General features: G+C 61.6%; 23 protein-coding genes. 11 read left to right on the forward strand and 12 right to left on the reverse strand.

What is annotated here, in order from left to right; genetic code table 11:
• Positions 1-61: 61 nt before the first annotated feature.
• The 5 genes from pal to MUY21_RS11910 all read left to right on the forward strand — a co-directional run bounded on the left by pal (position 62) and on the right by MUY21_RS11910 (position 5,449).
• Positions 62-568: a peptidoglycan-associated lipoprotein Pal gene (gene pal, locus MUY21_RS11890; protein WP_191285503.1), complete on the forward strand. Its 507-nt coding sequence runs from the start codon at positions 62-64 to the stop codon at positions 566-568.
• 25 nt (positions 569-593) lie between these two features.
• On the forward strand, positions 594-1,427 hold the full coding sequence (gene ybgF / locus MUY21_RS11895; RefSeq protein WP_248410579.1) for a tol-pal system protein YbgF: 834 nt from the start codon (positions 594-596) through the stop codon (positions 1,425-1,427).
• A complete protein-coding gene (gene tilS, locus MUY21_RS11900; RefSeq protein WP_248410580.1) occupies positions 1,424-2,677 on the forward strand; it encodes a tRNA lysidine(34) synthetase TilS in 1,254 nt (417 codons plus the stop codon). Before ybgF ends, tilS begins: the two co-directional genes overlap by 4 nt.
• An 88-nt stretch (positions 2,678-2,765) precedes the next feature.
• Entirely contained in the window at positions 2,766-4,682 is a 1,917-nt protein-coding gene (gene ftsH, locus MUY21_RS11905) for an ATP-dependent zinc metalloprotease FtsH (RefSeq protein ID WP_248410581.1), read from the forward strand.
• A 155-nt stretch (positions 4,683-4,837) separates the two neighbouring features.
• The gene (locus tag MUY21_RS11910) at positions 4,838-5,449 is read left to right on the forward strand and encodes a LysE family translocator (RefSeq protein ID WP_248410582.1); all 612 of its coding nucleotides are present in this window, start codon (positions 4,838-4,840) and stop codon (positions 5,447-5,449) included.
• A gap of 78 nt (positions 5,450-5,527) precedes the next feature.
• Here MUY21_RS11910 and MUY21_RS11915 read toward each other — a convergent pair whose 3' ends face one another.
• Positions 5,528-6,703 carry a type III PLP-dependent enzyme gene (locus MUY21_RS11915; RefSeq protein ID WP_248410740.1) on the reverse strand — a complete coding sequence of 392 codons (1,176 nt, stop codon included), beginning with the start codon at positions 6,701-6,703 and terminating at the stop codon, positions 5,528-5,530.
• Positions 6,704-7,033: 330 nt separating this feature from the next.
• Here MUY21_RS11915 and MUY21_RS11920 point away from each other — a divergent pair, with 330 nt between their 5' ends.
• The 5 genes from MUY21_RS11920 to MUY21_RS11940 all read left to right on the forward strand — a co-directional run bounded on the left by MUY21_RS11920 (position 7,034) and on the right by MUY21_RS11940 (position 12,682).
• Entirely contained in the window at positions 7,034-7,636 is a 603-nt protein-coding gene (locus MUY21_RS11920; RefSeq protein WP_248410583.1) for a sulfurase, read from the forward strand.
• Positions 7,637-7,830: 194 nt separating this feature from the next.
• Positions 7,831-9,507, forward strand: coding sequence for a formate--tetrahydrofolate ligase (locus MUY21_RS11925; protein ID WP_248410584.1), 1,677 nt, complete (start codon positions 7,831-7,833; stop codon positions 9,505-9,507).
• Between the two features lie 86 nt (positions 9,508-9,593).
• Positions 9,594-10,475, forward strand: a complete 882-nt coding sequence (locus tag MUY21_RS11930; RefSeq protein ID WP_282569040.1) for a bifunctional 5,10-methylenetetrahydrofolate dehydrogenase/5,10-methenyltetrahydrofolate cyclohydrolase — start codon at positions 9,594-9,596, stop codon at positions 10,473-10,475.
• Between the two features lie 10 nt (positions 10,476-10,485).
• The gene (gene folD / locus MUY21_RS11935; protein WP_248410585.1) at positions 10,486-11,388 is read left to right on the forward strand and encodes a bifunctional methylenetetrahydrofolate dehydrogenase/methenyltetrahydrofolate cyclohydrolase FolD; all 903 of its coding nucleotides are present in this window, start codon (positions 10,486-10,488) and stop codon (positions 11,386-11,388) included.
• Between the two features lie 241 nt (positions 11,389-11,629).
• A complete protein-coding gene (locus MUY21_RS11940) occupies positions 11,630-12,682 on the forward strand; it encodes a Hint domain-containing protein (protein WP_248410586.1) in 1,053 nt (350 codons plus the stop codon).
• Positions 12,683-12,697: 15 nt separating this feature from the next.
• On the opposite strand, the gene MUY21_RS11945 is transcribed toward MUY21_RS11940, so the two are convergent.
• The 5 genes from MUY21_RS11945 to MUY21_RS11965 form a co-directional block, all read right to left on the reverse strand.
• Positions 12,698-13,492, reverse strand: a complete 795-nt coding sequence (locus tag MUY21_RS11945; protein ID WP_248410587.1) for a crotonase/enoyl-CoA hydratase family protein — start codon at positions 13,490-13,492, stop codon at positions 12,698-12,700.
• A gap of 59 nt (positions 13,493-13,551) precedes the next feature.
• Positions 13,552-13,995 carry a PaaI family thioesterase gene (locus MUY21_RS11950; protein ID WP_248410588.1) on the reverse strand — a complete coding sequence of 148 codons (444 nt, stop codon included), beginning with the start codon at positions 13,993-13,995 and terminating at the stop codon, positions 13,552-13,554.
• Positions 13,996-14,056: 61 nt separating this feature from the next.
• The gene (gene pdeM, locus MUY21_RS11955; protein ID WP_248410589.1) at positions 14,057-14,728 is read right to left on the reverse strand and encodes a ligase-associated DNA damage response endonuclease PdeM; all 672 of its coding nucleotides are present in this window, start codon (positions 14,726-14,728) and stop codon (positions 14,057-14,059) included.
• Positions 14,729-14,784: 56 nt separating this feature from the next.
• Entirely contained in the window at positions 14,785-17,199 is a 2,415-nt protein-coding gene (locus MUY21_RS11960; protein ID WP_248410742.1) for a ligase-associated DNA damage response DEXH box helicase, read from the reverse strand.
• Positions 17,200-17,314: 115 nt separating this feature from the next.
• A complete protein-coding gene (locus tag MUY21_RS11965; protein ID WP_248410743.1) occupies positions 17,315-18,628 on the reverse strand; it encodes an ATPase in 1,314 nt (437 codons plus the stop codon).
• 121 nt (positions 18,629-18,749) lie between these two features.
• On the opposite strand from MUY21_RS11965, the gene MUY21_RS11970 reads away from it, so the two are divergent.
• Positions 18,750-20,432: a hypothetical protein gene (locus MUY21_RS11970; RefSeq protein ID WP_248410590.1), complete on the forward strand. Its 1,683-nt coding sequence runs from the start codon at positions 18,750-18,752 to the stop codon at positions 20,430-20,432.
• Positions 20,433-20,466: 34 nt separating this feature from the next.
• On the opposite strand, the gene MUY21_RS11975 is transcribed toward MUY21_RS11970, so the two are convergent.
• Genes MUY21_RS11975 through MUY21_RS12000 form a run of 6 tightly spaced genes read right to left on the reverse strand, consistent with a single transcriptional unit; the run spans position 20,467 to position 25,951 of the window.
• Positions 20,467-20,967: a prepilin peptidase gene (locus tag MUY21_RS11975; RefSeq protein WP_248410591.1), complete on the reverse strand. Its 501-nt coding sequence runs from the start codon at positions 20,965-20,967 to the stop codon at positions 20,467-20,469.
• A gap of 7 nt (positions 20,968-20,974) precedes the next feature.
• Positions 20,975-21,841, reverse strand: coding sequence for a tetratricopeptide repeat protein (locus MUY21_RS11980; protein WP_248410592.1), 867 nt, complete (start codon positions 21,839-21,841; stop codon positions 20,975-20,977).
• A gap of 32 nt (positions 21,842-21,873) precedes the next feature.
• Positions 21,874-22,488, reverse strand: coding sequence for a tetratricopeptide repeat protein (locus tag MUY21_RS11985; RefSeq protein ID WP_248410593.1), 615 nt, complete (start codon positions 22,486-22,488; stop codon positions 21,874-21,876).
• Positions 22,489-22,521: 33 nt separating this feature from the next.
• A complete protein-coding gene (locus MUY21_RS11990; protein WP_248410594.1) occupies positions 22,522-23,496 on the reverse strand; it encodes a type II secretion system F family protein in 975 nt (324 codons plus the stop codon).
• A 14-nt stretch (positions 23,497-23,510) separates the two neighbouring features.
• Positions 23,511-24,479, reverse strand: coding sequence for a type II secretion system F family protein (locus tag MUY21_RS11995; protein WP_191285520.1), 969 nt, complete (start codon positions 24,477-24,479; stop codon positions 23,511-23,513).
• A gap of 2 nt (positions 24,480-24,481) precedes the next feature.
• Entirely contained in the window at positions 24,482-25,951 is a 1,470-nt protein-coding gene (locus MUY21_RS12000) for a CpaF family protein (protein WP_248410595.1), read from the reverse strand.
• Positions 25,952-25,958: the final 7 nt, after the last annotated feature.

The following is a 25,958-nucleotide window of genomic DNA, read 5'->3' on the forward strand; positions in this document are numbered from 1 at the left end:
GAGCAACAATATGCCCGCCGCGACAGGAAGGGCGGGCAACAGAATGGACACAGGAACGACCATGAAACGAATTGCAATTGCTACGCTGGTTGTGGGCGCACTGGCGCTTTCGGCTTGTTCGAAAAATCGTCTTGGCGACCAATACGGGGCGGCAGGCGCGTCGGGTGATTTCGTCGCGGGCAGCCCGTCCGACCCGCGTTCGCCCGCCTATTTCCAGCAGACCATCGGGGACCGGGTGCTGTTTGCGATTGACCAGTCTTCGCTGAGCCCCGAAGGCATCGACCTTCTGACCAAGCAGGCGGCCTGGCTGATGGAAAACACCGCCTATACCGCCGTGATCGAAGGCCATGCGGATGAACAGGGCACGCGGGAATACAACCTTGCGCTGGGTGCGCGCCGGGCGTCTGCGGTGCAGAACTTCCTGATCGAACGTGGCGTTGCCCCGAACCGGCTGCAAACGGTCAGCTACGGCAAGGAACGTCCGCTTGAAATCTGCTCGGACGAGTTGTGCTATGCCAAGAACCGTCGCGCCGTGACCGTTCTGGCCGCCGGCGCCGCCACAAGCTGAACCTTGACCGGGTAAGGAGAGTCAGATGCTGCGTTTTCCCCGGCTGACTGCCGTTGCCATTTCGCTGTCCGTGGCGTTGGTCACCCCGACCGTCGCACAGGACCGGGCGCAATCGCTTGCCGATATCCGGCAAGAGTTGTCGATGCTCTATGTCGAGATCCAGAAGCTGAAAACCGAGCTGTCGACCACCGGGGCGGGCAGTATTGCCACCGGCACTGGCAGCCTGACCGAACGTGTGGCGACCATCGAAAGCGAGCTGTCGCGCCTGACCGGACAGACCGAACAGCTTCAGTTCCGCATCGATTCGATCGTCAAGGACGGCACCAACCGGATCGGCGATCTTGAGTTTCGGCTGGTTGAACTGGAAGGCGGCGATGTGACGAAGCTGGGCGAAACCTCGACCCTTGGCGGCGGCGAGGTGCCCACCGCTCCGGCCCCTGCACCAGCCCCGGCGCAACCGTTGGCAACCGAGTTGGCGGTGGGTGAAAAGCAGGATTTCGACGCCGCAGGCGCCGCACTTGAAGCCGGCGAGTTCGAGGAAGCCGCTGCGCTTTATGCCACCTTTATCGAAACCTATCCCGGTGGGCCCCTGACCGCCGAGGCACATTTTCAGCGGGGCGAGGCGCTGACCGGGCTGGGTGATATCAAATCCGCCGCGCGGGCCTATTTGAACGCCTTTTCCGGCGCGCCGAACAGCGACCGCGCCCCGGATGCGCTGTTCCGGCTGGGCAATGCGCTGGGCGGGTTGGGTCAGATATCCGAAGCCTGCGCGACACTGGCCGAGGTGGGCAAACGCTTCCCCGGCACCCCGGCGGTCGAAGACGCCAATGCCGCGCGTGCCAGCCTGGGGTGCCAATGACGCCAGCAATGGCCCTTGCCGATGCCCTGAACCGGGTCCGCGTTGGCGGGCCCGTTTTGCGTTTGGGTGTGGCGGTGTCGGGCGGTGGGGACAGTATGGCGCTGCTGCTGCTGGCGCGGGATTGGTGTGCGGCGCAGGGGGCGGAGCTTCACGCCGCAACCGTCGATCACGGTTTGCGTGCCGGGGCGGCGGACGAGGCGCGGTTCGTGCGGGAAAGCTGCGCATCGCTGACCGTGCCGCACACGGTTTTAAGCTGGGCGCAACGCCCTGCAGGCAATGTGCAGGATGCTGCCCGCCGCGCGCGCTATGACCTTTTGGCCGATTGGGCGCGGGGGGTCGGACTTGATGCGGTATTGCTGGGTCACACCGCCGATGACCAGGCCGAGACCTTCGTGATGCGATTGGCACGGGGGTCGGGCGTCGATGGGCTTGCCGCGATGCGGAAGGATTGGCACGACCGGGGGATGCGCTGGCTGCGGCCTGTGTTGCGCGTGGATCGGGCGTCCTTACGCGACGTTCTGAAGACGCGCGGGCAAGACTGGGTCGAGGATCCGTCAAACGAGGACCGGGCATTCGACCGTGTCCGGGTGCGCGACGCCATGCCGGATCTGGCGCAGATCGGGTTGGATCGGGACCGCCTGACCGGCACCGCACGGCGCATGACACTGGCCCGTGACGCGCTGTCATGGCTGGCTCATGACGCGACAGTCCGGTTGTCGGATCTGCAGGCCGGGGATGTCCGGTTTCGCTTGCCGGAGTTTGCCGACCTGCCGGATGAAACCCGCCACCGTCTGCTGGCCCATGCCATCACCTATGTCTCGTCCACACCCTATCGCCCGCGATATGACGCGTTGCGCACGTTGGAGGCCGAGGTGCTGGACGGCCAGACCCGCAACCTGCAGGGCTGCCTGGTTTCACGCGTCTCTGACCGGCTTGTGATCGGGCGCGAGCAGCGCGCGGTCGAAGGGCTGACCGCCCCACCCGGTGCGCTGTGGGATGGGCGTTGGATCTTGACGGCCCCTGCCGGGCGCGATGCGCCTGACATGCAGGTCAAGGCCCTGGGCGACGGCATCCTTCATTGCGAAACCTGGCGGGCCACCGGGCTAACCCGCACCACGCTGATGACCACGCCCGCGGTCTGGTCGCAGGGCACGCTTCTGGCGGCGCCGCTGGCGGGATTTGGCGATATTTCCCTGCTGACGCGTGCGCCGAATGTGGAAGAATTCCGATCAGCCGTTTTATCGCATTGAACATACGTCATTCATCCCTATTTTAGAGTGGCAGCGTGCGGACCATCGGTCCTGCGCCCTGTCGCCATGGCATTCAAAGGAGAGACCCTTGGGCAACGCGAGAAATTTCGCTTTCTGGATCGTTCTGTTCCTGTTGATCCTGGCTTTGTTCAACCTGTTTTCGAACGGGCAGGCAGGGCTGGCAGCATCACAGGTCAGCTATTCGGAATTTGTGACCTCTGTCGAAGGGGACGAGGTCAAGACCGCAACCATCGACGGTGAAAAGGTCATCTATCAGGCCGCTGACGGCAAGATGTACCAGACCATCGTGCCGCGTGACGCCGAAGTGTCGAACATGCTTCTGAACAAGGGCGTCGAACTGAAGGCCGAGCCGCAACAGCAATCGGGCTTCATGAGCCTGATAACATTGCTTCTGCCGGTGATCCTGCTGATCGGCTTCTGGTTCTTTATGATGAACCGGATGCAAGGTCGCGGGGGCGGCGGTGCCATGGGCTTTGGCAAGTCAAAGGCCAAGATGCTGACCGAACGTGAAGGCCGTGTGACCTTCGACGACGTGGCCGGTATTGACGAGGCCAAGGAAGAGCTGGAAGAGATCGTGGAGTTTCTGCGCAACCCGCAGAAATTCAGCCGCTTGGGCGGGCAGATCCCCAAAGGGGCGCTTTTGGTTGGCCCTCCGGGTACAGGTAAGACGCTGCTGGCGCGTGCCATTGCAGGCGAAGCGGGTGTGCCGTTCTTCACCATCTCGGGTTCTGATTTCGTTGAAATGTTTGTGGGTGTGGGCGCAAGCCGCGTGCGCGACATGTTCGAACAGGCCAAGAAAAACGCACCCTGCATCGTCTTCATCGACGAGATCGACGCCGTGGGCCGGTCGCGTGGCGCAGGCTATGGCGGCGGCAATGACGAACGCGAACAGACGCTCAACCAGCTTCTGGTCGAAATGGACGGGTTCGAGGCGAACGAGGGTGTGATCATCCTGGCCGCGACCAACCGTCGTGACGTGCTGGACCCGGCGCTGTTGCGTCCGGGCCGGTTTGACCGTCAGGTCACTGTGCCAAACCCAGACATCAAAGGCCGCGAGAAGATTTTGGGCGTTCACGCCCGCAAGGTGCCGCTTGGCCCGGACGCCGATATGCGCATCATCGCGCGCGGCACGCCGGGGTTTTCGGGTGCTGATTTGGCGAACCTCGTGAACGAAGCCGCCCTTATGGCCGCCCGTGTGGGCCGCCGGTTCGTCACCATGGAAGATTTCGAGAACGCGAAAGACAAGGTGATGATGGGGGCCGAACGCCGGTCCATGGTGCTGACCGACGATCAGAAGGAAAAGACCGCCTATCACGAGGCAGGCCACGCCGTGGTCGGGATGTCATTGCCGCAATGCGATCCGGTCTATAAGGCCACGATCATCCCGCGCGGTGGTGCGCTGGGCATGGTTGTGTCGCTGCCCGAGATTGACCGACTGAACTGGCACAAGTCGGAATGCGAGGAAAAGCTGGCCATGACCATGGCGGGCAAAGCGGCCGAGATCATCAAGTATGGTGAAGACAACGTCTCGAACGGACCGGCGGGTGATATCCAGCAGGCGTCCGGTCTGGCGCGCGCCATGGTGATGCGGTGGGGCATGTCCGAAAAGGTCGGCAATATCGACTATGCCGAAGCCGCCGAAGGCTATTCGGGCAACACGGCGGGCTTCTCGGTCTCGGCGCATACCAAGGAACTGATCGAGGAAGAGGTAAAACGCTTCATCCAGGAAGGTTATGAAACCGCGTTCAAGATCCTGACCGAGAAAAAGGAAGAATGGGAAAACCTGGCCCAGGGCCTGTTGGAATACGAAACCCTGACCGGCGAGGAAATCCAACGCGTCATGCGCGGTGAGCCGCCCACGAAAAGCGAGGATGACGACACGCCGGACGAAGGCAGCGCGCCGTCCGTCACCGCGATCCCGAAAACCAAGCCACGGTCGAAACCGGCAGGCGACGGCGATTTGGAGCCGGAACCCACCGCCTGATCCCGGATCAAAACAGAACAACCCCCGATGCAGCCGCGTCGGGGGTTTTTTGTTGCACGGGGAATGGGCCGTGTTTGGAATGGGCCGTGTTTGCGCAGGAAACGGGTCGATATGTTCACGGCAAATGCGCACCTTCTGGATAGGAGGGCGCGATCATGGTCCCAACAACTCTGGCTTTGATTCTGTTTCTGGCACCGCTTGCCTACAGCCCGGGACCGGGAAATATGGTTTTTGCTGCGATGGGTGCGCGATTTGGTCTGCGCGCCACCTTGCCTGCGAATTTCGGCTATCACGTCGCGACGTGGCTGGTGACTTTTGGACTTGGGCTGGGGTTCTCGGCGTTGATCGCCAAGGCACCAACCTTGTTTGAGGTGTTGCGGTGGGCAGGGGCTGTCTATGTGGCGTGGCTGGCGTGGACGTTCCTTCGCGCCGGATTGTCGGGGGCGGATCGAGACAAGGGGGTCATCGGCGTTCTGGATGGTGTCATGCTGTTGGCGCTGAACCCGAAAGCCTATGTGATCATCGCGCTGATGTTCAGCCAGTTCCTGACCGCATTTCCAATCCCCCATCTTGCTGCCGTGCTGTGGATCACGACCATTTTCACGCTGAACAACCTTGTTGCGTTCCTGTTCTGGACGATCGTGGGTGATGGGCTTCTGGCCCGCTTCAGACACCGCGATCATGCGCGCCTGTTGAACGGGGCATTCGCCGCGATACTGGGTCTTGTTGCGATCTGGCTGTTTGTTGCAGGACGCGCGGCAGTCTGACAATTGCCGCCCCGACTTGGAAATCAGGGCGGCGGCGCATTCTGGACTGTCAGCAACCGATTGTTCGCAATCTGTGGCTCAGATCACCACCACGTCCAGCGGCGGGAAGCCGTTGAAGCCGACGCTGGAATAGGTCGTGGTATAGGCCCCCGTGTTGCGGATCAGTACACGGTCGCCCGCGGTCAGGGTCATCGGCAGGTTCACCGGGCGTTTTTCGTAAAGCACGTCCGCGCTGTCGCAGCTTGGTCCGGCCATGACGCACGGCCCCATCGGGTCACCATCGCGCGCGGTTTCGAACTGATAGCGGATCGCTTCGCCCTCGGTTTCAGCCAGACCCGAGAAACGGCCGATGTCCAGATAGACCCAGCGGTGCAGGTCCCGATCCGATTTGCGGCTGACCAGCATGACCTCGGCCACGATCACGCCGGCCTCGGCAACCATGCCGCGCCCCGGCTCGGCCATGACCTGCACCTTGTCGCCGAAGCGTTCGGTCACAAGGTCCATCACCTGGCGAGCATAGATCTCGGGCGCGTCGATCGCGTCGCCATAGAAGGCGGGGAAGCCGCCCCCGATGTTCAGGACCGACAGATCGTGACCCGCCGCGCGGGCCGAGCGCCAGATCTCGGCCATCACGTTCAGGGTTGGGGCCCACATCTTGGCCTGACGTGTCTGCGACCCGACATGAAACGAAAAGCCGACCGGGTTCAGCCCCAGCTCTTTCGCGCGTCCCAGAAGCGCAATCGCCATATTGCGATCACAGCCGAACTTGCGCGACAACGGCCAGTCAGCTTGCGAGTTTTCGACGATCAGACGGATATAGACCGATGCGCCGGGGGCGTTCCGGGCGATCTTTTCCAGCTCTTCTTCGGCGTCTGCGGCAAAAAGCGTGATGCCTTGCTGATGTGCCCAGGCAATGTCCGAGGCGCGTTTGATCGTGTTGCCGAAGGAAATATCCTGCGGGCGCGCGCCCTCCTCCAGGCACAACAAGATCTCGCCCTTCGAGGCGGCATCGAAATGGCTGCCCAGCTGGACCAGACGGGCAATGATCGGGCGGGCCGGATTGGCTTTCACGGCAAAGTGGATATGGGCGTGCCCCAACCCCGTTTTCAGCGCGGTGTATTGCTGTTCGACCCGGTCAAGGTCCATGACCAATGTGGGCTTGTCAAACTGCCGGCTGGCAATAAAGGCGTCCAGTCGAGAAGGGACAGCAACGGGGGAAGGCGCACCGGCGCCAACGAAATGCATCATGGTCATCTCCATAAGACCCGGCCATAACGATAAAACGTCGAAGACCGCTCAGTTCCAAGGGAGACGTTACCGTCGCTACGTAAACACGTGGGCGTTGATGCTTCCGGCCAGAGGCGCGTGCGTTGGCGTCTTTGTCGCGGCAGATGGACCCAAACCGGATTCGGTTCAAGATAAAATCGAACTGTGCCGGATATTTTTTTTCGCCGCTCGGAGATCCATCATGTTTTTGTCACAGTGGGGCCGGCAGGCACGGCCGACCCGACACGCCCGACATCGCAGAAGGGTTGAGTTTGCGCAGGCTTTGCGCCACGCTCGCCCTGGATCACAGGAGGCCCAATGCCCGCGCTTGTTCCCACAGAGTATTACGGTCATATCACCTGGCTGGGCAGGACCCGCAGTCGCGCCGACACGCTGGCCTCGGTTGCCTGTGCCCGTGTTGACCTGACCTATGCCGGGGTCACGGGCGAGGCGCGATCTGGCCTGACCCGCCCGTCCTGCGCCCGTATGCGCAACCAGTATCCGGTGGGCACGGACATTCGCAACGTGCGCCAGTTGTCCATCCTGTCGGCCGAAGAACTTGCTGGAATTGCCCAGGCGATGGGGCTGGATGATCTGAACCCTGAATGGGTGGGGGCCTCCATGGTTCTGACCGGGCTGCCCGATTTCACCCATGTTCCCCCGTCGTCTCGGCTGGTGGCCGAAAACGGCACGGCGCTGACCATTGATATGGAAAACCGGCCCTGCCACTTTCCGGGACAGGAAATCGAACGCCACCTGCCGGGAAAGGGCACCGCGTTCAAGGCTGCCGCTCAGGATCGTCGCGGTGTCACCGCCTGGGTCGAACGCGAGGGCAGCTTGCATATTGGTGACAGATTGCGACTTCACGTGCCGTTGCAGCGCGCGTGGCAACCTGAACCGGCGGCATCACCGACCCCGTGACCCATACGCGGTCAGGTGTAGCGGGACCGATCGACCGGGCCAGATCGCTTTGCGACGATATTCACGGCAAACATGTCGGATTCCACCCTATGGCATGGTATTCGGGCAGATAAGTTTCAGACAGAAAATGGTCGCAGGATCAACAGGGCTGCGATCTGACCTGAACAAGAGCGCACGAATCTAAAGGATCTGCCATGAGCTATAAATCCGACATCGAAATCGCCCGCGAAGCCAAGAAACGTCCGATCCAGGAAATCGGCGATAAGCTGGGCATTCCGAACGAACACCTGCTTCCCTTCGGCCATGACAAGGCCAAGGTCAGTCAGGAGTTCATCAATTCGGTGCAGGACCGTGAAGATGGCAAGCTGATCCTGGTGACCGCGATCAACCCGACACCCGCGGGTGAAGGCAAGACGACCACCACCGTTGGTCTGGGCGATGGTCTGAACCGCATCGGCAAGAAAGCCATGGTCTGCATCCGCGAAGCTTCGCTTGGGCCGAACTTCGGGATGAAGGGCGGCGCGGCCGGGGGGGGCTATGCGCAGGTCGTGCCGATGGAGGACATGAACCTTCACTTCACCGGCGATTTCCACGCCATCACCTCGGCGCATTCGCTTTTGGCGGCCATGATCGACAACCACATCTATTGGGGCAACGAGCTTGAGATTGACGAACGCCGTATTGCGTGGCGACGGGTGGTCGACATGAACGACCGCGCGCTGCGTGATATCGTGGTGTCTCTGGGCGGTGTGACCAACGGGTTCGCACGCCAGACCGGGTATGACATCACCGTTGCGTCCGAAGTGATGGCGATCCTGTGCCTGTCGAACAATCTGGCGGACCTGCAAAAGCGTCTTGGCGATATCATCGTGGCCTACACCCGCGAACGTAAGGCGATCTATTGCCGCGACATCGGCGCGGACGGGGCCATGACCGTGCTGTTGAAAGACGCGATGCAGCCCAACCTGGTGCAGACGCTGGAAAACAACCCGGCCTTCGTGCATGGCGGCCCGTTCGCCAATATCGCACATGGCTGCAACTCGGTCATCGCGACGACCACCGCGATGAAGCTGACCGACTATGTCGTGACCGAAGCCGGCTTCGGGGCTGATCTGGGTGCCGAGAAGTTCATGAACATCAAGTGCCGCAAGGCCGGTATCGCCCCCAGCGTGGTGGTTCTGGTGGCCACCGTACGGGCGATGAAGATGAATGGCGGGGTCGCCAAGGCTGATCTTGGCGAAGAAAACGTGGACGCCGTGAAGGCCGGTTGCCCGAACCTTGGGCGCCATATCGAGAACCTGAAATCCTTCGGCGTGCCGGTCGTGGTTGCCATCAACCATTTCGTCACCGACACGGATGCCGAGGTGCAGGCGGTCAAGGATTACGTCGACAGCCATGGCTCGGAAGCCATCGTGTCGCGCCACTGGGAACTGGGGTCGGAAGGGTCCGAGGCGCTGGCCCGCCGCGTGGCCGAGGTGGCGGATGCCGATGTGGCGAGCTTCGCACCGATCTATCCTGACGAGATGCCGCTGTTTGAAAAGATCGAAACCATCGCCAAACGAATCTATCGCGCCGACGAGGTGCTGGCCGACAAGAAAATCCGCCAGCAGTTGCGCGACTGGGAAGACGCCGGGTATGGCAACCTGCCGGTCTGCATGGCGAAAACGCAATACAGCTTCTCGACCGATCCCAACCTGCGCGGTGCGCCCACGGGCCATTCGGTGCCGGTGCGCGAGGTGCGCCTGTCGGCGGGCGCGGGCTTCATCGTCGTTGTCTGCGGCGAGATCATGACCATGCCCGGGCTGCCGCGCAAACCCGCGGCGCTCACCATCGGCCTGAACGCCGAGGGCGAGGTGGAAGGCCTGTTCTGATCCGGAAACCACAAAGGGCGGGGCCGCATCCCGCCCTTTTTTTTGCAAGACCTCACCCAACATCCCGCCAAGAAGGAGAGGGGGCCATGAGCGCCACATTGATCGACGGCAAGGCCATTGCCGCAAAGATGAGAGAAGAGGTCGCCGCCCGCGCGGCACATCTGGCCGATGAGGGCTGGCAACCGCGCCTTGTGTCGCTGTCGGTGGGCGATACTTCGGCCGCGCGGCTTTATGTGCGCAACCAGCAGAAAAGCGCGGAAAGCGCAGGGGTCGCGTTCGAGGCCCGTGATTATCCTCATGACACTTCGCTTGAGCAACTGTCCGGCATCATTCAGGGCCTGAACGCCGATCCGCGCGTCAACGGGATCATCATCCAACGCCCATTGCCCGATCATATCCCCGTGAAAACGCTGCAAAAGCTCGTCCATCCCCTGAAGGATGTCGAGGGGATGCACCCGGCCTCGATCGGGAACATCGTCTATAACGATCTGGCGCTGGGGCCGTGCACGGCGGTGGCGGCGGTCGAGATCCTGAAGACCCTGCCCTTGGATATCGAAGGGCTGAACGTGACCGTGATCGGTCATTCCGAGATTGTTGGCAAACCCATCGCCTTCCTGTTGATGGGGTTGGGGGCCACGGTGACGGTCTGCCACCACATGACCCGCTCGGTCGCGATGCATAGCCGCGCGGCGGATGCGGTGTTCGTCGCGGTGGGGAAGCCCGGTCTTGTGACCGGCGATATGCTGAAACCCGGCTGCGTGGTCATTGACATCGGCATCAACCGGGTTGAAGGAAAGACTGTCGGCGATGTGGAGTTTGACAGCTGCGCCGAGGTTGCGGGCTGGATCACCCCGGTGCCGGGTGGCGTTGGTCCGGTCACGGTCGCGACGCTGATGGCAAATGCCGTGAAGGCGACGGAAATGCAGATGAATCACTATCGGGATGCCTATGCCCGGACGGATATGTAAGGAGAGCGCCATGACAGCACAGATCATCGACGGCAAAGCCTTCGCGGCAACCGTGCGCGAGAAGGTCGCGGGCCATGTGGCGCGCCTGAAGGACGAACACGGCATCACCCCCGGCCTGGCCGTGGTGCTTGTGGGCGAGGACCCTGCCAGCCAGGTCTATGTGCGTTCGAAAGGCAAGCAGACGGTCGAGGTCGGGATGAACAGCTTTGAACACAAGCTGGACGCCGATACGTCGGAAAAGGATCTGCTGGCCCTGATCGACAAGTTGAACAATGATCCACAAGTGCATGGCATCCTTGTGCAATTGCCGTTGCCCGGCCACCTGAATGAAGATTTGGTGATCAACTCAATCGACCCCGCAAAGGATGTGGACGGATTCCATATCTCGAATGTCGGGCTGTTGGGAACGGGGCAGAAATCCATGGTGCCCTGCACGCCGCTGGGCTGTCTGATGATGCTGCGCGACCATCACGGGTCGCTGTCCGGGCTGGATGCGGTGGTCATTGGCCGGTCGAACATCGTGGGCAAGCCGATGGCGCAGCTTTTGCTGGGCGATAGCTGCACCGTGACGATCGCACACAGCCGCACAAAAGACCTGCCCGACGTCGTGCGCCGCGCCGATATCGTGGTCGCCGCCGTGGGGCGCGCGGAAATGGTGCCGGGCGACTGGATCAAACCAGGGGCGACCGTGATCGACGTGGGCATCAACCGCATCGACGCCCCCGAAAAGGGCGAGGGCAAGACGCGCCTTGTGGGCGACGTGCATTTTGAAAGCGCGGCGAAGGTTGCGGGCGCGATCACGCCGGTGCCGGGTGGCGTCGGTCCGATGACCATCGCCTGCCTACTGGCCAACACGCTGACCGCCTGTTGCCGCGCCAACAGGCTGGTCGAACCCGAGGGTCTGACCGCCTGAGGCACATGGGCGCTGACAGATGGAAAGGGCGGGCCACGACCCACCCTTTTGCATGTGTCGGTCCGAGTGTTGCAGGTTTGGCACTCTGCTTTCGCGGATAAAAAAAGCTGAATCGCGTCTGTTAAGATTCTGTTAACCTTTCAGACGTCACGCGTCGCCATAAGTCGCGGGCGAATTGAGCAGTCACTCGTGGCCAGCGCGTCACGGGATCAGGGCGTCACAAGAACGCCGCAGGTAGAGCATGTCCATATCCCTATACGGTGCCTTTCGCACCGATACGACGATGTCGCGCTTCACCGCCAAGCTGGCGACGATTGGATCGTCTTTCGAGATCGGGTCTTACAGCAAGATTAAGATTGAGGAGGGCAGCGATGGCTCGATTGTGACCGGCGACAGCATTCAGGATGAGAACCCTAATGACGCAGGTCAGACCTATAATGGAAACATCATCACCTGGGATTTTACCATTCAGGTGACTGACGGCACAAACAGCTATGAAATCGGGCTGATGGATTGGGACGCCAACGGTAACGGCAAGATACAAGGCACCGCGGCCGAGCAGGGGTTCTTCATCACGTTTCTGAACGGGGAAATCCCGCCATTGGATACGACGCTGACGGTGGTGGCGGTCACGAATAACGGCCCGTCGATCCCGGTCAGTTCGATTGTGCCCTGTTTCGTGATGGGCACGTTGATCGACACGACGGACGGCCCCCGAAAGATCGAGACCCTGGGTGTTGGCGACGCGGTTCTGACCCTGGATAACGGACCGCAGACGATCCGCTGGATCGGCCGGCGGGAGCTTTGCCTGCGCGAGCTTTCGGAAAAACCGAAACTTGCCCCGATCCGCATCACGGCGGGTGCGCTGGGGGCGAACCTGCCCCTGCGCGATCTGTGCGTGTCACCGCAGCATCGTGTGCTGGTGCGTTCGCCCATCGCGAAACGGATGTTCGGCGCGGAGGAGGCGTTGATCCCCGCCCGCAAACTGATCGACAGTCCCGGCATCTTTGTCGACACCGTTGAGGCGCCGGTAACCTATCTGCACATGCTGTTTGACAGCCACGAGATCGTGTTGTCCGAAGGCGCACCCACCGAGAGCCTGTTCACCGGCAAAGAGGCTTTGAAAGCCGTGGGCGATGCCGCCTATGACGAGATCATGGCGCTGTTTCCCGAACTGTCGGCGGCGGATTACCTGCCCCGGATGGCGCGGTTCTGCCCGCCCAAGGGCAGGCACATGAAAACGCTGGTGCGTCGTCATGTCAGCAACCGCAAGCCGCTTTTGGCGATGCAGTGACTGCGCGGGTTTTCGTTAGTCGGTGAACTTCGGCGCGCGTTTCTGCATCCCGGCCACCACGGCCTCCATCTGGTTTGGTTTGCCCATCAGCGCCTCTTGCGCGCGGCTCTCAGAAATCAGCGTGTCCCTCACCCCCATCAGTTCGGTGTCACGGATCAGGGCTTTCGCGGCCCGGATCGCATCGGGGGATTTCTGCGCAATCTCGGCGGCAAGCGCCTGCGCGCGGGCCAGCGGCGTGTCCGAAAGCTCGGTCACAAAACCCCAGTCCAAGGCTTCCTGTGCCTCGAATTGCTCGGCCGAGTAGGTCAGTTTGCGGATCACATCGCCACGCGCCAAGCGACGCATCAGAACCATGCCGCCCATGTCGGGAATGATGCCCCAGCGGCCTTCCATGATCGAAAACCGTGTGTCAGGCGCGGCAATCCGCATATCCGCCCCCAGCATGATCTGAAACGCGCCGCCAAATGCATAGCCATGCACGGCGGCGATCACCGGCTGCGGCATCTCGGCCCAGACCATCGCGGCGGCTTGAAACAGGTTCGCATTGCCGTGAGTGCGCTCCATGAACACACCGCCCTGCATGGCGAACTGCGCGATCTCGGGCATTGCCGCAAGGTCCAGCCCGGCCGAAAAGGCGGGGCCATCGCCCGCCAACACCACGGCGCGGATATCCTTGCGCGCGGCCAGCGTCTCGCCTGCGTCCACGATGGCGCGGATCATCGCAAGATCCAGCGCGTTGCGCTTGTCGGCGCGGGTCAGGGTCACGGTGGCGACCTGATTGTCTTCGGTGATGCGAACGCGGTCTGACATGGGGCTCTCCTTCAATGGGTTGGCGCGAGTGTGCGGGGTTGCGCCGCGAAGGCCAACCGTCACGTTGCGGCAGGTCGGATCGGAACCGGCACCATGGTGCCCAGCAGCTTGGCGATCAGGGTGCGCCCGCCGTCCTGTTCTGCCCAGACATCCGCCTCGACCGGGATCAGGCGACGGCCTGCCCGCAAGACGCGCCCTTCAGCCACCAACCGGCGGCCCGCAGCAGGCGCCAGAAGGTTGATCTTGATCTCGGAGGTCAGAACCTCGTGACCCTCGGGCATCACGGACAACGCAGCATAGCCGGCGGCGGTGTCGCCCAGCCCGAAGGTCAGTGCCGCATGGCCGAACCCGTGTTGCTGGCGCATATTGTCCGGGATCGGCGCGGTGATCTGGCACGTGCCGTGCGCAAGATCGGTCATTTCGGCCCCGATCGTGGTCATCAGGTTTTGTGCTGCGAAACTTGCACCGATTTTGGCGATGGTATCAGCAGAGAGGTCTTTCATGTGGCGTCCTTTCGCCACCACAGGCTAACACAGACGCGGGCTGCGCAATCAAAACGCCACGTCACACACGCTCGCGCGGCATCGGGATGGGTTGCGGCGGGTCGCCCAGCAAGACCGCGATTGCCTCGGGACGCATCAGGCGCGACAGGACGGAATTGTCCGTGCGCAACCCGCCCGTATAGGTGCCATAGGACGGCATGATCACCCGGTCGCCATCGAACAACAGGCACCGGCGACTGACCGAGCGGCCCTTGAAATGAAGCTGCGCCTTGGGGTGGAAATGGCCCGTGATCTCGCCCGCGGCACCAACCCGCGCGATATGGCGAAAGTGCAAAGGCGGTTGCAACAGCTCGGCTAGATGGGTGCCGGCAAACTCGATGGGACCGGGGTCATGGTTGCCTTCGATCCAGACCCAGCGGCGGCCCGCCATCAGACGGGTCAGCCACAGGGCTTCATCTTCAGGCAGGTTTTCCGAGGCTTCAAGATCATCGAAACTGTCGCCCAGACAAACGACCGTGCGTGCGCCCGTCGTCTCGATATCGCGTTCCAGCCTATGCAGCGTGTCGCGCGTCTCATAGGGCGGCAGGATCGCGCCACCACCCCGCGCCATCCGCTCCGATTTGCCAAGATGCAGGTCCGAGACACACAGAAGAGCTTTGTCGGGCCACCACAACGCCCCCGACGGCAGCAAGGTCAGCTTCACCCCCGTGAAAATAAACTCATACCCCTTCATGCAATCTACCAAGTCGATTTTCCGCGCGTTTGCAAGTTTTTACGCCGATCTGCGGGCTATTGCAGCCCGGCTTCCATCATAAGGCGATTTGCCTCGGCGCGCATCAATGCCTCTTGCCCGGCGCCGTCCACCGGCACCTTGCCGACCTCAAGGAACAGGGGGGCGGCGAAGGGGGTGACATGGTCCGGGCGAACATGGTCGATCCGCCCGCCGGTGCGCGCCAGCATCTCGTCAATCCGGCCAAAGCCGATCAACCCGCGCATCGCCTCGTCGCGGGTGATGGACAGCAGCAGGTGATCGGGGTCGTATTTGCGCAGCGTGTCGTAAAGGATGTCGGCGGAAAAGGTCGCCTGCCGCCCCGAAGATCGCTTGCCCGGCAGGTTACGGGTGATCAACCCCGCAATCGTCGCCGCGCCCTTGAAGCTGCGTTTCATCAGCGCGTTTTCCGCGAGCCACCCGTCCAGCCCATCGCGCAAGCCCGCGGCGTCCAGCACCTGTGCCGGTGTGTCCAGATGCGACAGCGACCAGATCAGCGTTGCATAATCGGTGGCGACGAAACCAAGTGGGCCAAGCCCCATCTCCTCCATCCGGCGTGTGACCATCAGGCCCAGCGTCTGCTGCGCGTTCTTGCCCGTGAAGCCATAGATGCAGGTGTGCGGGCGGTCTTCGTGATCGAAACTTTCCACCAGGATGCGTCCCGCGCGTGGCAACTGGCTGACGTCGCGCTGCAACGCGATCCAGTCCAGCGTGTGCTGCGGCAGATCGGGCAGGGGGGAACGGTGCAGAATATCCAGAATGCGGGTGGACAGCTGGGTCGAGGTCGAAAACTTGGTGCCTGAAAATACGGCGAGTTTCGGTTTGCGCCCCCGGTCGCGGCTGACCTGCACTTCCATCTCGCGCAGGCTTTCAAATCGGACGATCTGGCCGCCCATCAGGAAAGTGTCACCGGGCACCAGCGAGGCGGCGAAACTTTCCTCGACCTCGCCCAGGGGCTTGCCCACTGACGCCCGCGAGCGCCCCTTCATCCGCACCTTCAGCGTGTCGGTGTCGATGATCGTGCCCACGTTCATGCGCACCTGCTGGGCCAACCGGGGGTCGCGCAACTGCCACAGCCCATCGGCGCGCAGCATCAGCCGTTGCCAGCGGTCATAGGCGCGCAGGGCATACCCCCCGGTTGCCACGAAATCGAGGCATTCGTCAAATTCGGCGCGGGTCAGGTCGGCATAAGGGCCAGCCGTTGTGACCTCGGCAAAAAGGGCGTCGGCGTCAAAGGGTGCCGCGCAGGCGGTGATCAGAATGTGTTGGCACAGCACGTCGCGCGGGCCGGGGCCGCGCGGATCGCCGTCAAGGTCATGAGCCAGAACCGCCTCGATCGCGGCGTGACATTCGATGACCTCCCACCTGTTGGCGGGCAGGATCAGGGCCTTTGATGGCGCGTTATAGCGGTGATTGGCCCGCCCGATCCGCTGCACCAGCCGTTTGACGTTCTTGGGCGCGCCCACCTGAATGACCAGATCGACATCGCCCCAGTCCAGCCCAAGGTCCAGTGATCCGGTGCAGACCACGGCGCGCAGGCGTCCGGCCACCATCGCGGCCTCGACCTTCTTGCGCTGTTCAAGCGCAAGCGACCCGTGGTGAATGCCGATGGGCAGGGCCGCGTCATTGGCCATCCAGAGCTCGTGAAAAAAAATCTCGGCCTGCGCGCGGGTGTTGTGAAAAATCAGCGTGGTCTTGTGTTTTGCCACCTCGTCCAGCACCTCGCGGATGGCATAGCGTCCGCCCCCACCCGACCAGGGGGGGGGCGTGTCGGTGGTCAGCATCGCAATGTCGGGGTCGGGGCCGGGGTCGGCTTCGATGATCTTGCATAGGGTCGGGTGTGGGGCGAGGAAACGGGCCAGCGTCGGCGGGTCTTCGACCGTCGCCGACAGGCCGACCCGTCGCAGTTCAGGGCACAGCGCCTGCAGGCGCGACAGGCAGAGCATCAACTGATCGCCGCGTTTGCTTTCCGCCAGCGCATGCAACTCGTCCACCACCACGCGTTTCAGCCCGGCGAAGATGCGCGGCGCATCCGGGTAGCTTAATAACAGCGCAAGACTCTCGGGCGTGGTCAGCAATATATGCGGCGGGTCGGCGCGCTGGGCTTTCTTGCGGGTCTGTGTGGTGTCGCCGGACCGATCTTCGACCCGGATCGCCAGCCCCATCTCGTCAATCGGCGCAGTCAGGTTGCGGCGCATATCGGCGGCCAGCGCCTTCAACGGCGAGATATAGAGCGTGTGCAATCCCGGCGCCGGTGCGTCCCCCAATTCGACCAGTGTCGGCAGAAACCCCGCCATGGTTTTGCCGCCCCCGGTCGGCGCGATCAGCATCAGCGCCGAGGCATCGGCGTGCGCCAGCATCTCCAATTGATGCGGATGCGGCGACCAGCCGCGTTGGGCGAACCAATTGTCGAAATGCGGGGGCAGGGCGGTCATGCGGGCAGGATAGGCAAAGTGGTGCGCCGTGAACATGCCGCAAATACACCGCTCATAAAAAAAAGGGCGACCCGGGTGCACGTCGGATCGCCCTTTGCTGCTCGGCTAGATCGCGTTAGTGCACGATCTCCTCTTCTTTCACGAACATGTTTTCCCAGGCCCGGTCGATCAGCTCCGGCGACATTTGCGGCGGGATGCCCTCGAACGAGCAAATCGACAGCATCTGGTCGATCAGGAAGACCGGCTGATAGTTGGCATAGATATTGTCGATCGTCGGGTATTTGGTTTTCAAAAGATGAACCAATGCCTCCTGGTTCAACGGCATGCCCTTTTTCTTCGCCACCATGGCAAAGATTTTCAGGAACCCTTCCTGATCCGGGCCGTCGATCTTGATCTTGTAGAAGATCCGGCGCAGGGCCGCCTTGTCGAAGATCTTGTTCGGGTGGAAGTTGGTCGAGAAGATGACGAGCGTGTCAAACGGCACCTCGAACTTCTCGCCCGATTGCAGGGCCAGGATGTCCTTGTTTTCTTCCAGCGGCACGATCCAGCGGTTGATCAGCGCCTGGGGCGGATCGGCCTGACGGCCAAGGTCGTCCACGATGAAGACGCCACCAGTGGATTTCAATTGAAGCGAGGCCGTATAGGTCCGCGCGGTCGGGTTATACACCAGGTCCAGCATGTCCAGCGTCAATTCACCCCCGGTGATCACCGTGGGCCGTTCGCACAGCACATAGCGGCGGTCGTATTTCTTGGACACGCGGCGCAGGGCGTTGGGGTCGCCGTCTTCTTCTTCGGCCAGCGTGTGCACGATCGGGTCATAGACGGTGATCACCTGCCCGGAATATTCGATGGCGCGCGGCACGAAGATCTTGTCGCCCAACGCATCGCGAATCCCGTTCGAGATCGAGGATTTCCCGTTGCCCGGCGGGCCATACATCAGGATCGACCGGCCCGAACCAACTGCTGGCCCCAACTGGTCCAGCAGGTCGGGCGGCAGGATCAGGTGGCCCATGGCTCCGGTCAACTGTTCGCGCGACATGTGAATGTTGCGGATCGACTGGCGTTTCACCTGCTTGGCATAGACCTGCATCGGCACCGGCATGGCGCCGAAATATTCCGATTGCGACAACGCATCCAGCGCGCGAGCCTTGCCGGTGTCGGAAAGGCGATAGCCCATTTCCGACGATTTGGAACCTGCGTGCAGTGTGCCCATCGCCTCGACCAACCCGCCATCGCGGCACATGTCGATCAGCTCCTGCACCACGCGGGCCGGCAGGCAGAGCGTCCGCTCCAGATCAGAGATCAGTTCCAGATTGGTGCGGAACATGGTTTTCAGGAGGATGTCCCGCATCATCACCAAGGACAGCCCGGTTTCGGACAGGGTCATCGCCACCGGGGGCGCCATCATGTCCGTGCTGTGTACATTCATTGTCATGCCCGATCTTATGTTGCGATTTCATCTGTCCGGTCAATAATTTGACCAGAAAATTACAAAGCATTGCGATACGCCCTATTGGCGCTATTTTAGCTACAAAAGAATGAGGGCAGGTATGAGCACAAATAAAGGCAAGTTTTTGGCAGCCTTCATGGCGGGCCTGATCGGCCTGTATGCGGTGACGTTCTTTGGCAAGGGCGGGCTTTTCATCTCGAAACATGAAGGCGATGCGCTGCACCTGCTCCAGATGCTGTTGCGTATGGCGGATGGCGACTGGCCGCATCTTGATTTCGTCACCCCCATCGGCATTCTTGCTTTCGCCCCGATCACCGTGTTCCTGAAGGCAGGTTTTGGGGTCGGGCACGCGTTTCATGCAGGCCAACTGCTTGTGGCGTCTGTGTTTTTTCTGCCCGCCTGGTGGGTGGCCAAAACGCGGTTCGATGGCATCTGGTCATATCTGTTCGGTGCGACGATCCTGATCTATGCGGTCGCGCTGGTCTATGGGGCCGATGACGATGTGGTTTCGGTCTCTATGCACTACAACCGCTGGGCCTGGGCCGCGGCCTTTCTGGCGATCACGGCGGCGATGCTGCCTGCGCGTGGCCGCGGCTCTGCGCGCGCCGACGGGATGGTGATCGGTCTGGCCATGGCGGTGATGGCGATGATCAAAATCACCTATTTTGTCGCGTTTCTTGTTCCCATCGTCGTCGCACTACTGGCCCGCAGGCAGGGCCGCGCATTGCTTTGGGCGCTTGTGACAGGGGCGGTTGCCGCCGTCCTGATCACCCTTTTGGTCGGGACGCCGATCTTCTGGCTGGCCTATCTGAAAGATCTGTTGAATGTGGCCGGGTCCGACGTGCGCCCGCAGCCCGGCCATAATCTGAGCTATATTGTCAGCGCCCCGGCCTATCTTGGCGGATCGCTGGTGGCGATTGGCGCGGTGATCTTCCTGCGTCAGGCCGGGCGGATGACCGAGGGTCTGGTGCTGCTTCTGCTTCTGCCCGGGTTTTTCTATGTCACCTTTCAGAATTACGGCAACGATCCGCACTGGCTTTGGCTGCTGGGGTTGATTCTGGTGGCGTTGCGCCCTTCGGGACCGGTGTTCAACGGATTCGGGTGGGATTTGCAAAAGGCCATAACGATTTCCGCCGTAGCGGCGCTGGCCTTTGCGACGCCCGGGTTTCTGAACCTTGCGGCAAGCCCTGTCCGTCACTTTTCAACGGATGTCGAGAAATACGCGCCCCTGATGCCTGACAGCGGTGTGCACGAGGATCTGCAAACCTATGCGCCGCGTGCCGCCCGGGTGGATGTGCGACGTGCTTATGATGGGCCGGACAGCCTGTTTGCCGATCTTTACGACGACGAAGCGCGCGAGGACACGGATGTCACCTTCAAGGACCGTGAACTTGAATATTGCTCGCTTGAGCTGGGAATGGTGGTCTGGTTTCGCGCCGTGTCGCGGGAAATTGCGGATTGGTCCGGCGGCGGTGTGTCGCTGTTTTCTGCGGACCTTTTGTCCAGCTATTGGCTTTATGCCGATCTGGAGCCGTTGAAGGGCGGCGCCCCTTGGTATTATGGCGAGCTGAGCGGGATCCAGAACGCCGACTATCTGTTGGTACCAGCCTGCCCGTTGTCGGCCGATACGCGCAAGAAGATCCTGGACGAGGTGTCCGGGCAGGATTGGATCGACGAGGTCAAAGAGGCGCGGCGCACGCCTTACTACACGCTCTACAGTCTGCCGGGGAAGTTGCCCAAACGGGTCGTCCCGCCCGTCGAAGTGGATGAGGACACGGAATAGCCGCCGCGTTTGCGTATTGCGGCAGACCGGCGCATCAGGCGCCGGTCAGCGCGGCCAGCAGCAGATAGGTGATCAGCGTGGCACCTAGACTCAGCCCCATCGGGTAATCGCGCCGCTGCCAGCTTTCCCAGTTGGGCGTGGCGGCCCGCACCGCGTCCGTGCTGCGCGCAATACGGTGCAGGATGAACCCGGCCACCGTCATCACGGCCAGCAACGTCAGAAACAGAAACGCATCGGGCAGCGCCACAAAGGGGGCCATCGCGGCGGCGAATTTGGCGTCGCCCGCGCCCATCATGCGCAGCATGTTCATCACAAAGCCGATGACCAGCACCACGACCAGATGCACCCAGCGCCACAGATACTCATCCAGCTCGAATGCGAAAAGACCGACCACCGCGTACACGATGGTCAGTGCCATAACGGCCTTGTTGGGGATTTTCATGCGCGACAGGTCGGACCAGACCGCCCACAGGGCGATCGGCACCGCGAAGGGCAGAAACAGCAGGGCTGCCCAGCTTGTCATGGCGGTGCTCATGCCCGGTTCACCCGTTGGAGACGTTGTTTTCCAGCGCCTCCAGCGCGCGGGTCGCTGCTTCGAAATGCTGCGGGTGGGTGTCGATCGCTTCCTGCAACAGACCTTTACCGGTCGCCACATCCCCCTGCTTGATTGCAGACAGGGCCAGCGTGTGCAGAAGCTGGGCGCGTTCGACCTGGGTCATCGGGATGACCGGCAGGTCATATTTGCGCTGCGCGCCGCGCGCCAGAACCAGGTTGTTCTTGGCCGTGAACATCTTGCTGTCGTAGCTCAGGGCTTGCGAAAACAGCTGCTCGGCCCCCTTGAAATCGGCGCGGGTCAGCTTGGAATAGCCCCAGTTGTTCATGACCGAACCGGGATTGGTGGTCAGGCCAACCGCGGTTTCATAGAAACTGTCAGCCTTTTTCCATTCCTTGTTGCTGTCGGCGATCATCGCCTCAAGCCGGTAGCGGCGATAGGTCTCGTGGGTGGGGGGCACCTTGTCCAGAACGGCCTCGGCCTCTTTCCAGTCACCGGCACGGATCAGGGCGTCCGCCAGGCTGACACGGTCCTCCGATGTGCCTTCGGGACTGGCCGCAATGGCCTTCCAGACTGGCACGGCCTCGACCGGGCGCTTGGCACGGATCAGCGATTGCGCCAGCCCGCGCTTCAGGTCAATGCGGTTTGGTTGGCTCTTTGCCGTGCGTTTGAAATAGGCGACCGCCTCGTTCGGGTCGCCCACCGTCAACATGATGTCATTGAGATTGCTTTCGTCGATGACGTTCACATCTGCGATGGCACGTTCGACATCTTCGCTGCCCGATTTCGGCTTTTTGCAAGCGGACAGGGCGACCGCGCTGCCAAGGCAGAGCGTCAAAAAGATAGTGTGGCGCATTTTTGCGTCCTTTTTACTGCTCGTGTCTTCGCCTAGATTTGCGACAGAAGCAGGTAATCCCCCGTCCCCCGCCGCACCAGCGCGAATGCATCATTATGCGTCTGATCATAATCCGGATTTTCGGATTTTGCGAGCGCCAAGCGCAAATTGTCGCGAATTTGGGCAGATTGGCCACGATCCAGGCCAAATGCGATCTGAAAGACACGGGCTGCTTCGGCGATCTGGCCGGTTTCCATCAGGACGACCCCCAGATTGTTCCAGGCTGGAACGAAACTGCCATCCATTTCGGTGGCTTTTCTGAGGATGCGTTCCGCCTGGCCCAACCGGCCCAGTTGCAGGTTCGCTGACCCGATGGCCGACAGCACGTCAACGGTGACGCCCTGTTCGCTGGCTGCGCGCAAATAGGCTTTCAGGGCCAGCTCGTGTTCACCAGCCGCGGTCAACCGGTGTCCGACGGTCAGCCCGTCCACAGCCTCTTCGCCGCGCTTCAGGGCGGTGGGCGCATAGGGGTTGGGGGGAGATTTAGCAAACGGGTTGGTGCCCGATGTGCAACCTGCCAGGACGACACTGGCCAGTGTTGCGCATGTCACGGAAAGCAGGCGGGTGTACCGATGCGGCTGGGGGCAGGGCGGGCGGCGCGTGGTCAACGGTGGCTCCTTCGCGCGGCCCGTGGATATGCGTCAGAAACGGACCGATTTGAGGGTCAGATAAATGTCATAGATCGATGGGCCGATCAGAATGATCAGAAGCGGCGGCACCGTCAGCATCATAGTGGCAAGTGTCATCTTGGTGGGCAAGGTGTTTGCCTTTTCTTCGGCGCGCATGACGCGTTTATCACGCATCTCGGCGGCATAGACGCGAAGGGCATCGGCGATGGAGGTGCCGAAGGTTGCCGATTGGATCATCACGGTGACAAAGCTGGCCACATCCGGCACGCCCGACCGTTCGGACAGGTCACGCAGCACCTGCACCCGATCCTTACCGGCCTTCATCTCGTTCGAGACAATCGAAAACTCGTCGGCCAGCGCCGGGTATGAGGCGCGAATTTCCTTGGACACACGCAAGATCGACTGATCCAGCGACTGGCCGGCTTCGACGCAGGTCAGCATCATGTCCAGCGCGTCGGGGAATCCGTTGGTGATCTCTTCCTTGCGGGTCTCGACCCGGCGCGTGACCCAGTATTTCGGTAGCATATACCCGCAAACGCCGGGGATCAGAATCCACAGGATTCGCGCTGTTGTCGTCATTTCCTGACCGTTTGCGGTCTTGAGGATGGTCAGAAAGACCCCGAACACCAGCAACCCGATCCCCAGCGCGAACTGCGCAAAGTGAAAGGTCCGCACTGCGTTCTTGCCGGGATAGCCCGCTTGCAGCAGTTTCAGTTGAACGGCCGAGTATTCGTCGGCGTCCTGCGGTTCCAGAAAGGCGGAATATTTCTCAAGCTTGTTCGACCCTGTGGCGACGCGCAGATCGACCTTCTGCCCGCTCTTGCTGCCGCTTTCGCGGGCCTTGCGCAGTTTCTCGATCGGGTCTTCGGTCTTGCGCAGCAGAAATGGCACGGTGACCACGATCAGCACAATCCCCAGTGCGCCCACCGCCAGAAAGGGGCCGGCGGGGCCAAGCAGGTCGGTCAGAAGGGTGTTGAACTGTTCCATCTTCTATTCCTCAGTCAGACCTTGATGTTCACCAGTGCCCGCATGACAAAGATGTTTGCCACAAGGAATCCCGCCACGATCAGGCAGGCGGGAATGAAATAGGGCGTGTCGCGTACCTTGTCATAATAGTTGGGCTGGATCAGGTTGATCATGACCAGCGCCAGGATCGGGAAGCCCGACAGGAAGTTACCTGACCATTTCGCCTCGGCGGTGATGGCGCGGACGCGGCGAAACAGCTTGAAGCGTGACCGGATCACTTTGGCCAGACCGTCCAGGATCTCGGCCAGGTTGCCGCCGGATGTTTGCTGGATGATCACGGCTACGGCCAGGAAGCGCATGTCCTGGTTGTCCAGACGTTCGGCCATGCTGGCCAGAGCCTCGCCCACATCGCGGCCATAGGCGCTTTCATCTGCGATCAGGCCCATCTCGGTGCCCAGCGGATCGGGCACTTCCTTGGCAACGATCTGCACGGCGGACGAGAAGGGATGCCCCACCCGCAGGCTGCGCACCATCAGTTCAACCGCGTCCGGCAGTTGCTCTTCGATCATCGCGGTGCGTTTCTTGGCCTTGTTGTTGATCCAGATATATACACCACCCACCCCCATGACGACGGATATTCCGGCGCGCACCGGCAGCGACGCGGCGGTGGCAACCCCCAGCCCGACAAAGGCGAACACTGTCAGCAGGACCATGATCAGCACAAGCTGAGTGGGCGTGAAGGCAATCGCGGCTTTCTGTGCCTTGGTGGCCAGCAGCGAATAGAAGGGGATGCCCTGCGCCTTGACGTGCTGGCTCATCTCTTTGCGCAGCTTTTCCAGAACCTCTTCGCGCGCGGCCCCTTTTTCCAGCATGTCCAACCGGCGATTGATGCGGTTGTTCAGGCTGATCGACTTGCCGAACACGGTCAGGTAAATGCCTTCGACCAGCAGAAGAACTGCCAGGAAGATCAGGCCGTAGAGGATTGGCTCGATGGAAATGGACATTCTCAGTCGCTCCAGGGTTCATAGATGGATGCGGGCAGGTCATAGCCCCACTGGCGGAACCGGTCGGAATAGTGCGACCGCACGCCGGTGGCGTTGAAGCGACCGATGATCTTGCCATCGGGTGCAAGCCCCAGACGTTCATAGCGGAACACTTCCTGCATCGAGATCACGTCGCCTTCCATCCCGGTGATCTCGGTGATCGACACCATGCGGCGCGACCCGTCCTGCAGACGGCTGGCCTGCACGATCAGGTTCACAGCCGACGCGATCTGGCTGCGCACAGCCTTGATCGGCATTTCGATCCCGGCCATGGCGATCATGTTTTCCAGACGTGACACCGCATCACGGGCCGAGTTGGCGTGGATCGTCGTCATTGACCCATCGTGACCGGTGTTCATGGCTTGCAGCATGTCGATGACCTCTTCGCCGCGCGTCTCGCCAACGATGATGCGGTCCGGGCGCATCCGAAGAGCGTTTTTCAGACAGTCGCGCTGGCTGACCGCGCCCTTGCCTTCGACGTTGGCGGGGCGGCTTTCCATCCGGCCTACATGGGTCTGTTGCAGTTGAAGTTCAGCCGTATCCTCGATCGTCAGGATCCGTTCCGAGTTGTCGATGAACGATGACAGAGCGTTCAGCGTTGTCGTCTTACCGGACCCTGTCCCGCCCGATACGATCACGTTCAGTCGTGTGGCTACGGCGGCTTGCAGATAGGCGGCCATTTCTTCGGAAAAGGCCCCGAAATTGACCAACTCGTCAATGCCCAGCTTGTCCTTCTTGAATTTCCGGATCGACACAAGCGACCCGTCAACCGCAATCGGAGGCACCATCGCGTTGAAGCGTGAGCCGTCGGCCAGACGGGCGTCGACATGCGGGTTTGATTCGTCCACACGGCGCCCCACGGCAGATACGATCTTGTCGATGATGCGCAGAAGGTGGCGTTCATCCTTGAAGGTCACATCGGTCAGTTGCAGCTTGCCCGCGCGTTCGACGAACACCTGCTGGGGGCCGTTGACCAGAATATCGTTGACCGTGTCATCCTGCAAAAGCGGCTCAAGCGGGCCAAGCCCCTTTACCTCGTCATACAGTTCCTGATTCAGCAACAGCCGTTCATCGCGGGTCAGGACGACATCGCGGGTGCTCAGGAATTCTGACGTAATATCAGTGATTTCCGCGCGCAGGTCTTTCTCGGCGGCGGTTTCCAATGCGCCAAGGTTCAGGTTGTCCAGAAGCTCTTTGTGAAGCTCGGTCTTGATCTCGGACAACCGTTCCTTGCGCTTGCGTTCCTTGTCCGCCTGCGGCGCGCGGGCTTCCTGAACCGGGGCCTGCCGGCGCGAGACCGGAGGCCGTGCCGCGGCTGCCCCATTGGGGGCGGGGCTGGCTTTCGGCGCGGCGTCTGCCCGCCCGCCGTTTACGGCTTTCAGATCGGGTGTCCCCGTGGCCGGTTTCGTGGGCTTTTTATAGCGGGAAAACATGGCGCCT

This window comes from Aliiroseovarius sp. S2029 (assembly GCF_023195575.1).
Classification (GTDB): domain Bacteria; phylum Pseudomonadota; class Alphaproteobacteria; order Rhodobacterales; family Rhodobacteraceae; genus Aliiroseovarius; species Aliiroseovarius zhejiangensis.

Bases quoted from the DNA above. Each gene is read 5' to 3' on its own strand.
- MUY21_RS11925 (WP_248410584.1), top strand. From the start codon at position 7,831: ATGAGCTATAAATCCGACATCGAAATCGCCCGCGAAGCCAAGAAACGT.
- pal (WP_191285503.1), top strand. From the start codon at position 62: ATGAAACGAATTGCAATTGCTACGCTGGTTGTGGGCGCACTGGCGCTT.
- MUY21_RS11990 (WP_248410594.1), bottom strand. From the start codon at position 23,496: ATGGAACAGTTCAACACCCTTCTGACCGACCTGCTTGGCCCCGCCGGC.
- MUY21_RS11915 (WP_248410740.1), bottom strand. From the start codon at position 6,703: ATGACCATGATGCATTTCGTTGGCGCCGGTGCGCCTTCCCCCGTTGCT.
- MUY21_RS11910 (WP_248410582.1), top strand. From the start codon at position 4,838: ATGGTCCCAACAACTCTGGCTTTGATTCTGTTTCTGGCACCGCTTGCC.
- MUY21_RS12000 (WP_248410595.1), bottom strand. From the start codon at position 25,951: ATGTTTTCCCGCTATAAAAAGCCCACGAAACCGGCCACGGGGACACCC.
- tilS (WP_248410580.1), top strand. From the start codon at position 1,424: ATGACGCCAGCAATGGCCCTTGCCGATGCCCTGAACCGGGTCCGCGTT.
- MUY21_RS11945 (WP_248410587.1), bottom strand. From the start codon at position 13,492: ATGTCAGACCGCGTTCGCATCACCGAAGACAATCAGGTCGCCACCGTG.
- MUY21_RS11920 (WP_248410583.1), top strand. From the start codon at position 7,034: ATGCCCGCGCTTGTTCCCACAGAGTATTACGGTCATATCACCTGGCTG.
- MUY21_RS11980 (WP_248410592.1), bottom strand. From the start codon at position 21,841: ATGCGCCACACTATCTTTTTGACGCTCTGCCTTGGCAGCGCGGTCGCC.
- MUY21_RS11960 (WP_248410742.1), bottom strand. From the start codon at position 17,199: ATGACCGCCCTGCCCCCGCATTTCGACAATTGGTTCGCCCAACGCGGC.
- MUY21_RS11995 (WP_191285520.1), bottom strand. From the start codon at position 24,479: ATGTCCATTTCCATCGAGCCAATCCTCTACGGCCTGATCTTCCTGGCA.
- MUY21_RS11950 (WP_248410588.1), bottom strand. From the start codon at position 13,995: ATGAAAGACCTCTCTGCTGATACCATCGCCAAAATCGGTGCAAGTTTC.
- MUY21_RS11930 (WP_282569040.1), top strand. From the start codon at position 9,594: ATGAGCGCCACATTGATCGACGGCAAGGCCATTGCCGCAAAGATGAGA.
- pdeM (WP_248410589.1), bottom strand. From the start codon at position 14,728: ATGAAGGGGTATGAGTTTATTTTCACGGGGGTGAAGCTGACCTTGCTG.
- MUY21_RS11940 (WP_248410586.1), top strand. From the start codon at position 11,630: ATGTCCATATCCCTATACGGTGCCTTTCGCACCGATACGACGATGTCG.
- MUY21_RS11970 (WP_248410590.1), top strand. From the start codon at position 18,750: ATGAGCACAAATAAAGGCAAGTTTTTGGCAGCCTTCATGGCGGGCCTG.
- MUY21_RS11975 (WP_248410591.1), bottom strand. From the start codon at position 20,967: ATGAGCACCGCCATGACAAGCTGGGCAGCCCTGCTGTTTCTGCCCTTC.
- ybgF (WP_248410579.1), top strand. From the start codon at position 594: ATGCTGCGTTTTCCCCGGCTGACTGCCGTTGCCATTTCGCTGTCCGTG.
- MUY21_RS11965 (WP_248410743.1), bottom strand. From the start codon at position 18,628: ATGAATGTACACAGCACGGACATGATGGCGCCCCCGGTGGCGATGACC.
- folD (WP_248410585.1), top strand. From the start codon at position 10,486: ATGACAGCACAGATCATCGACGGCAAAGCCTTCGCGGCAACCGTGCGC.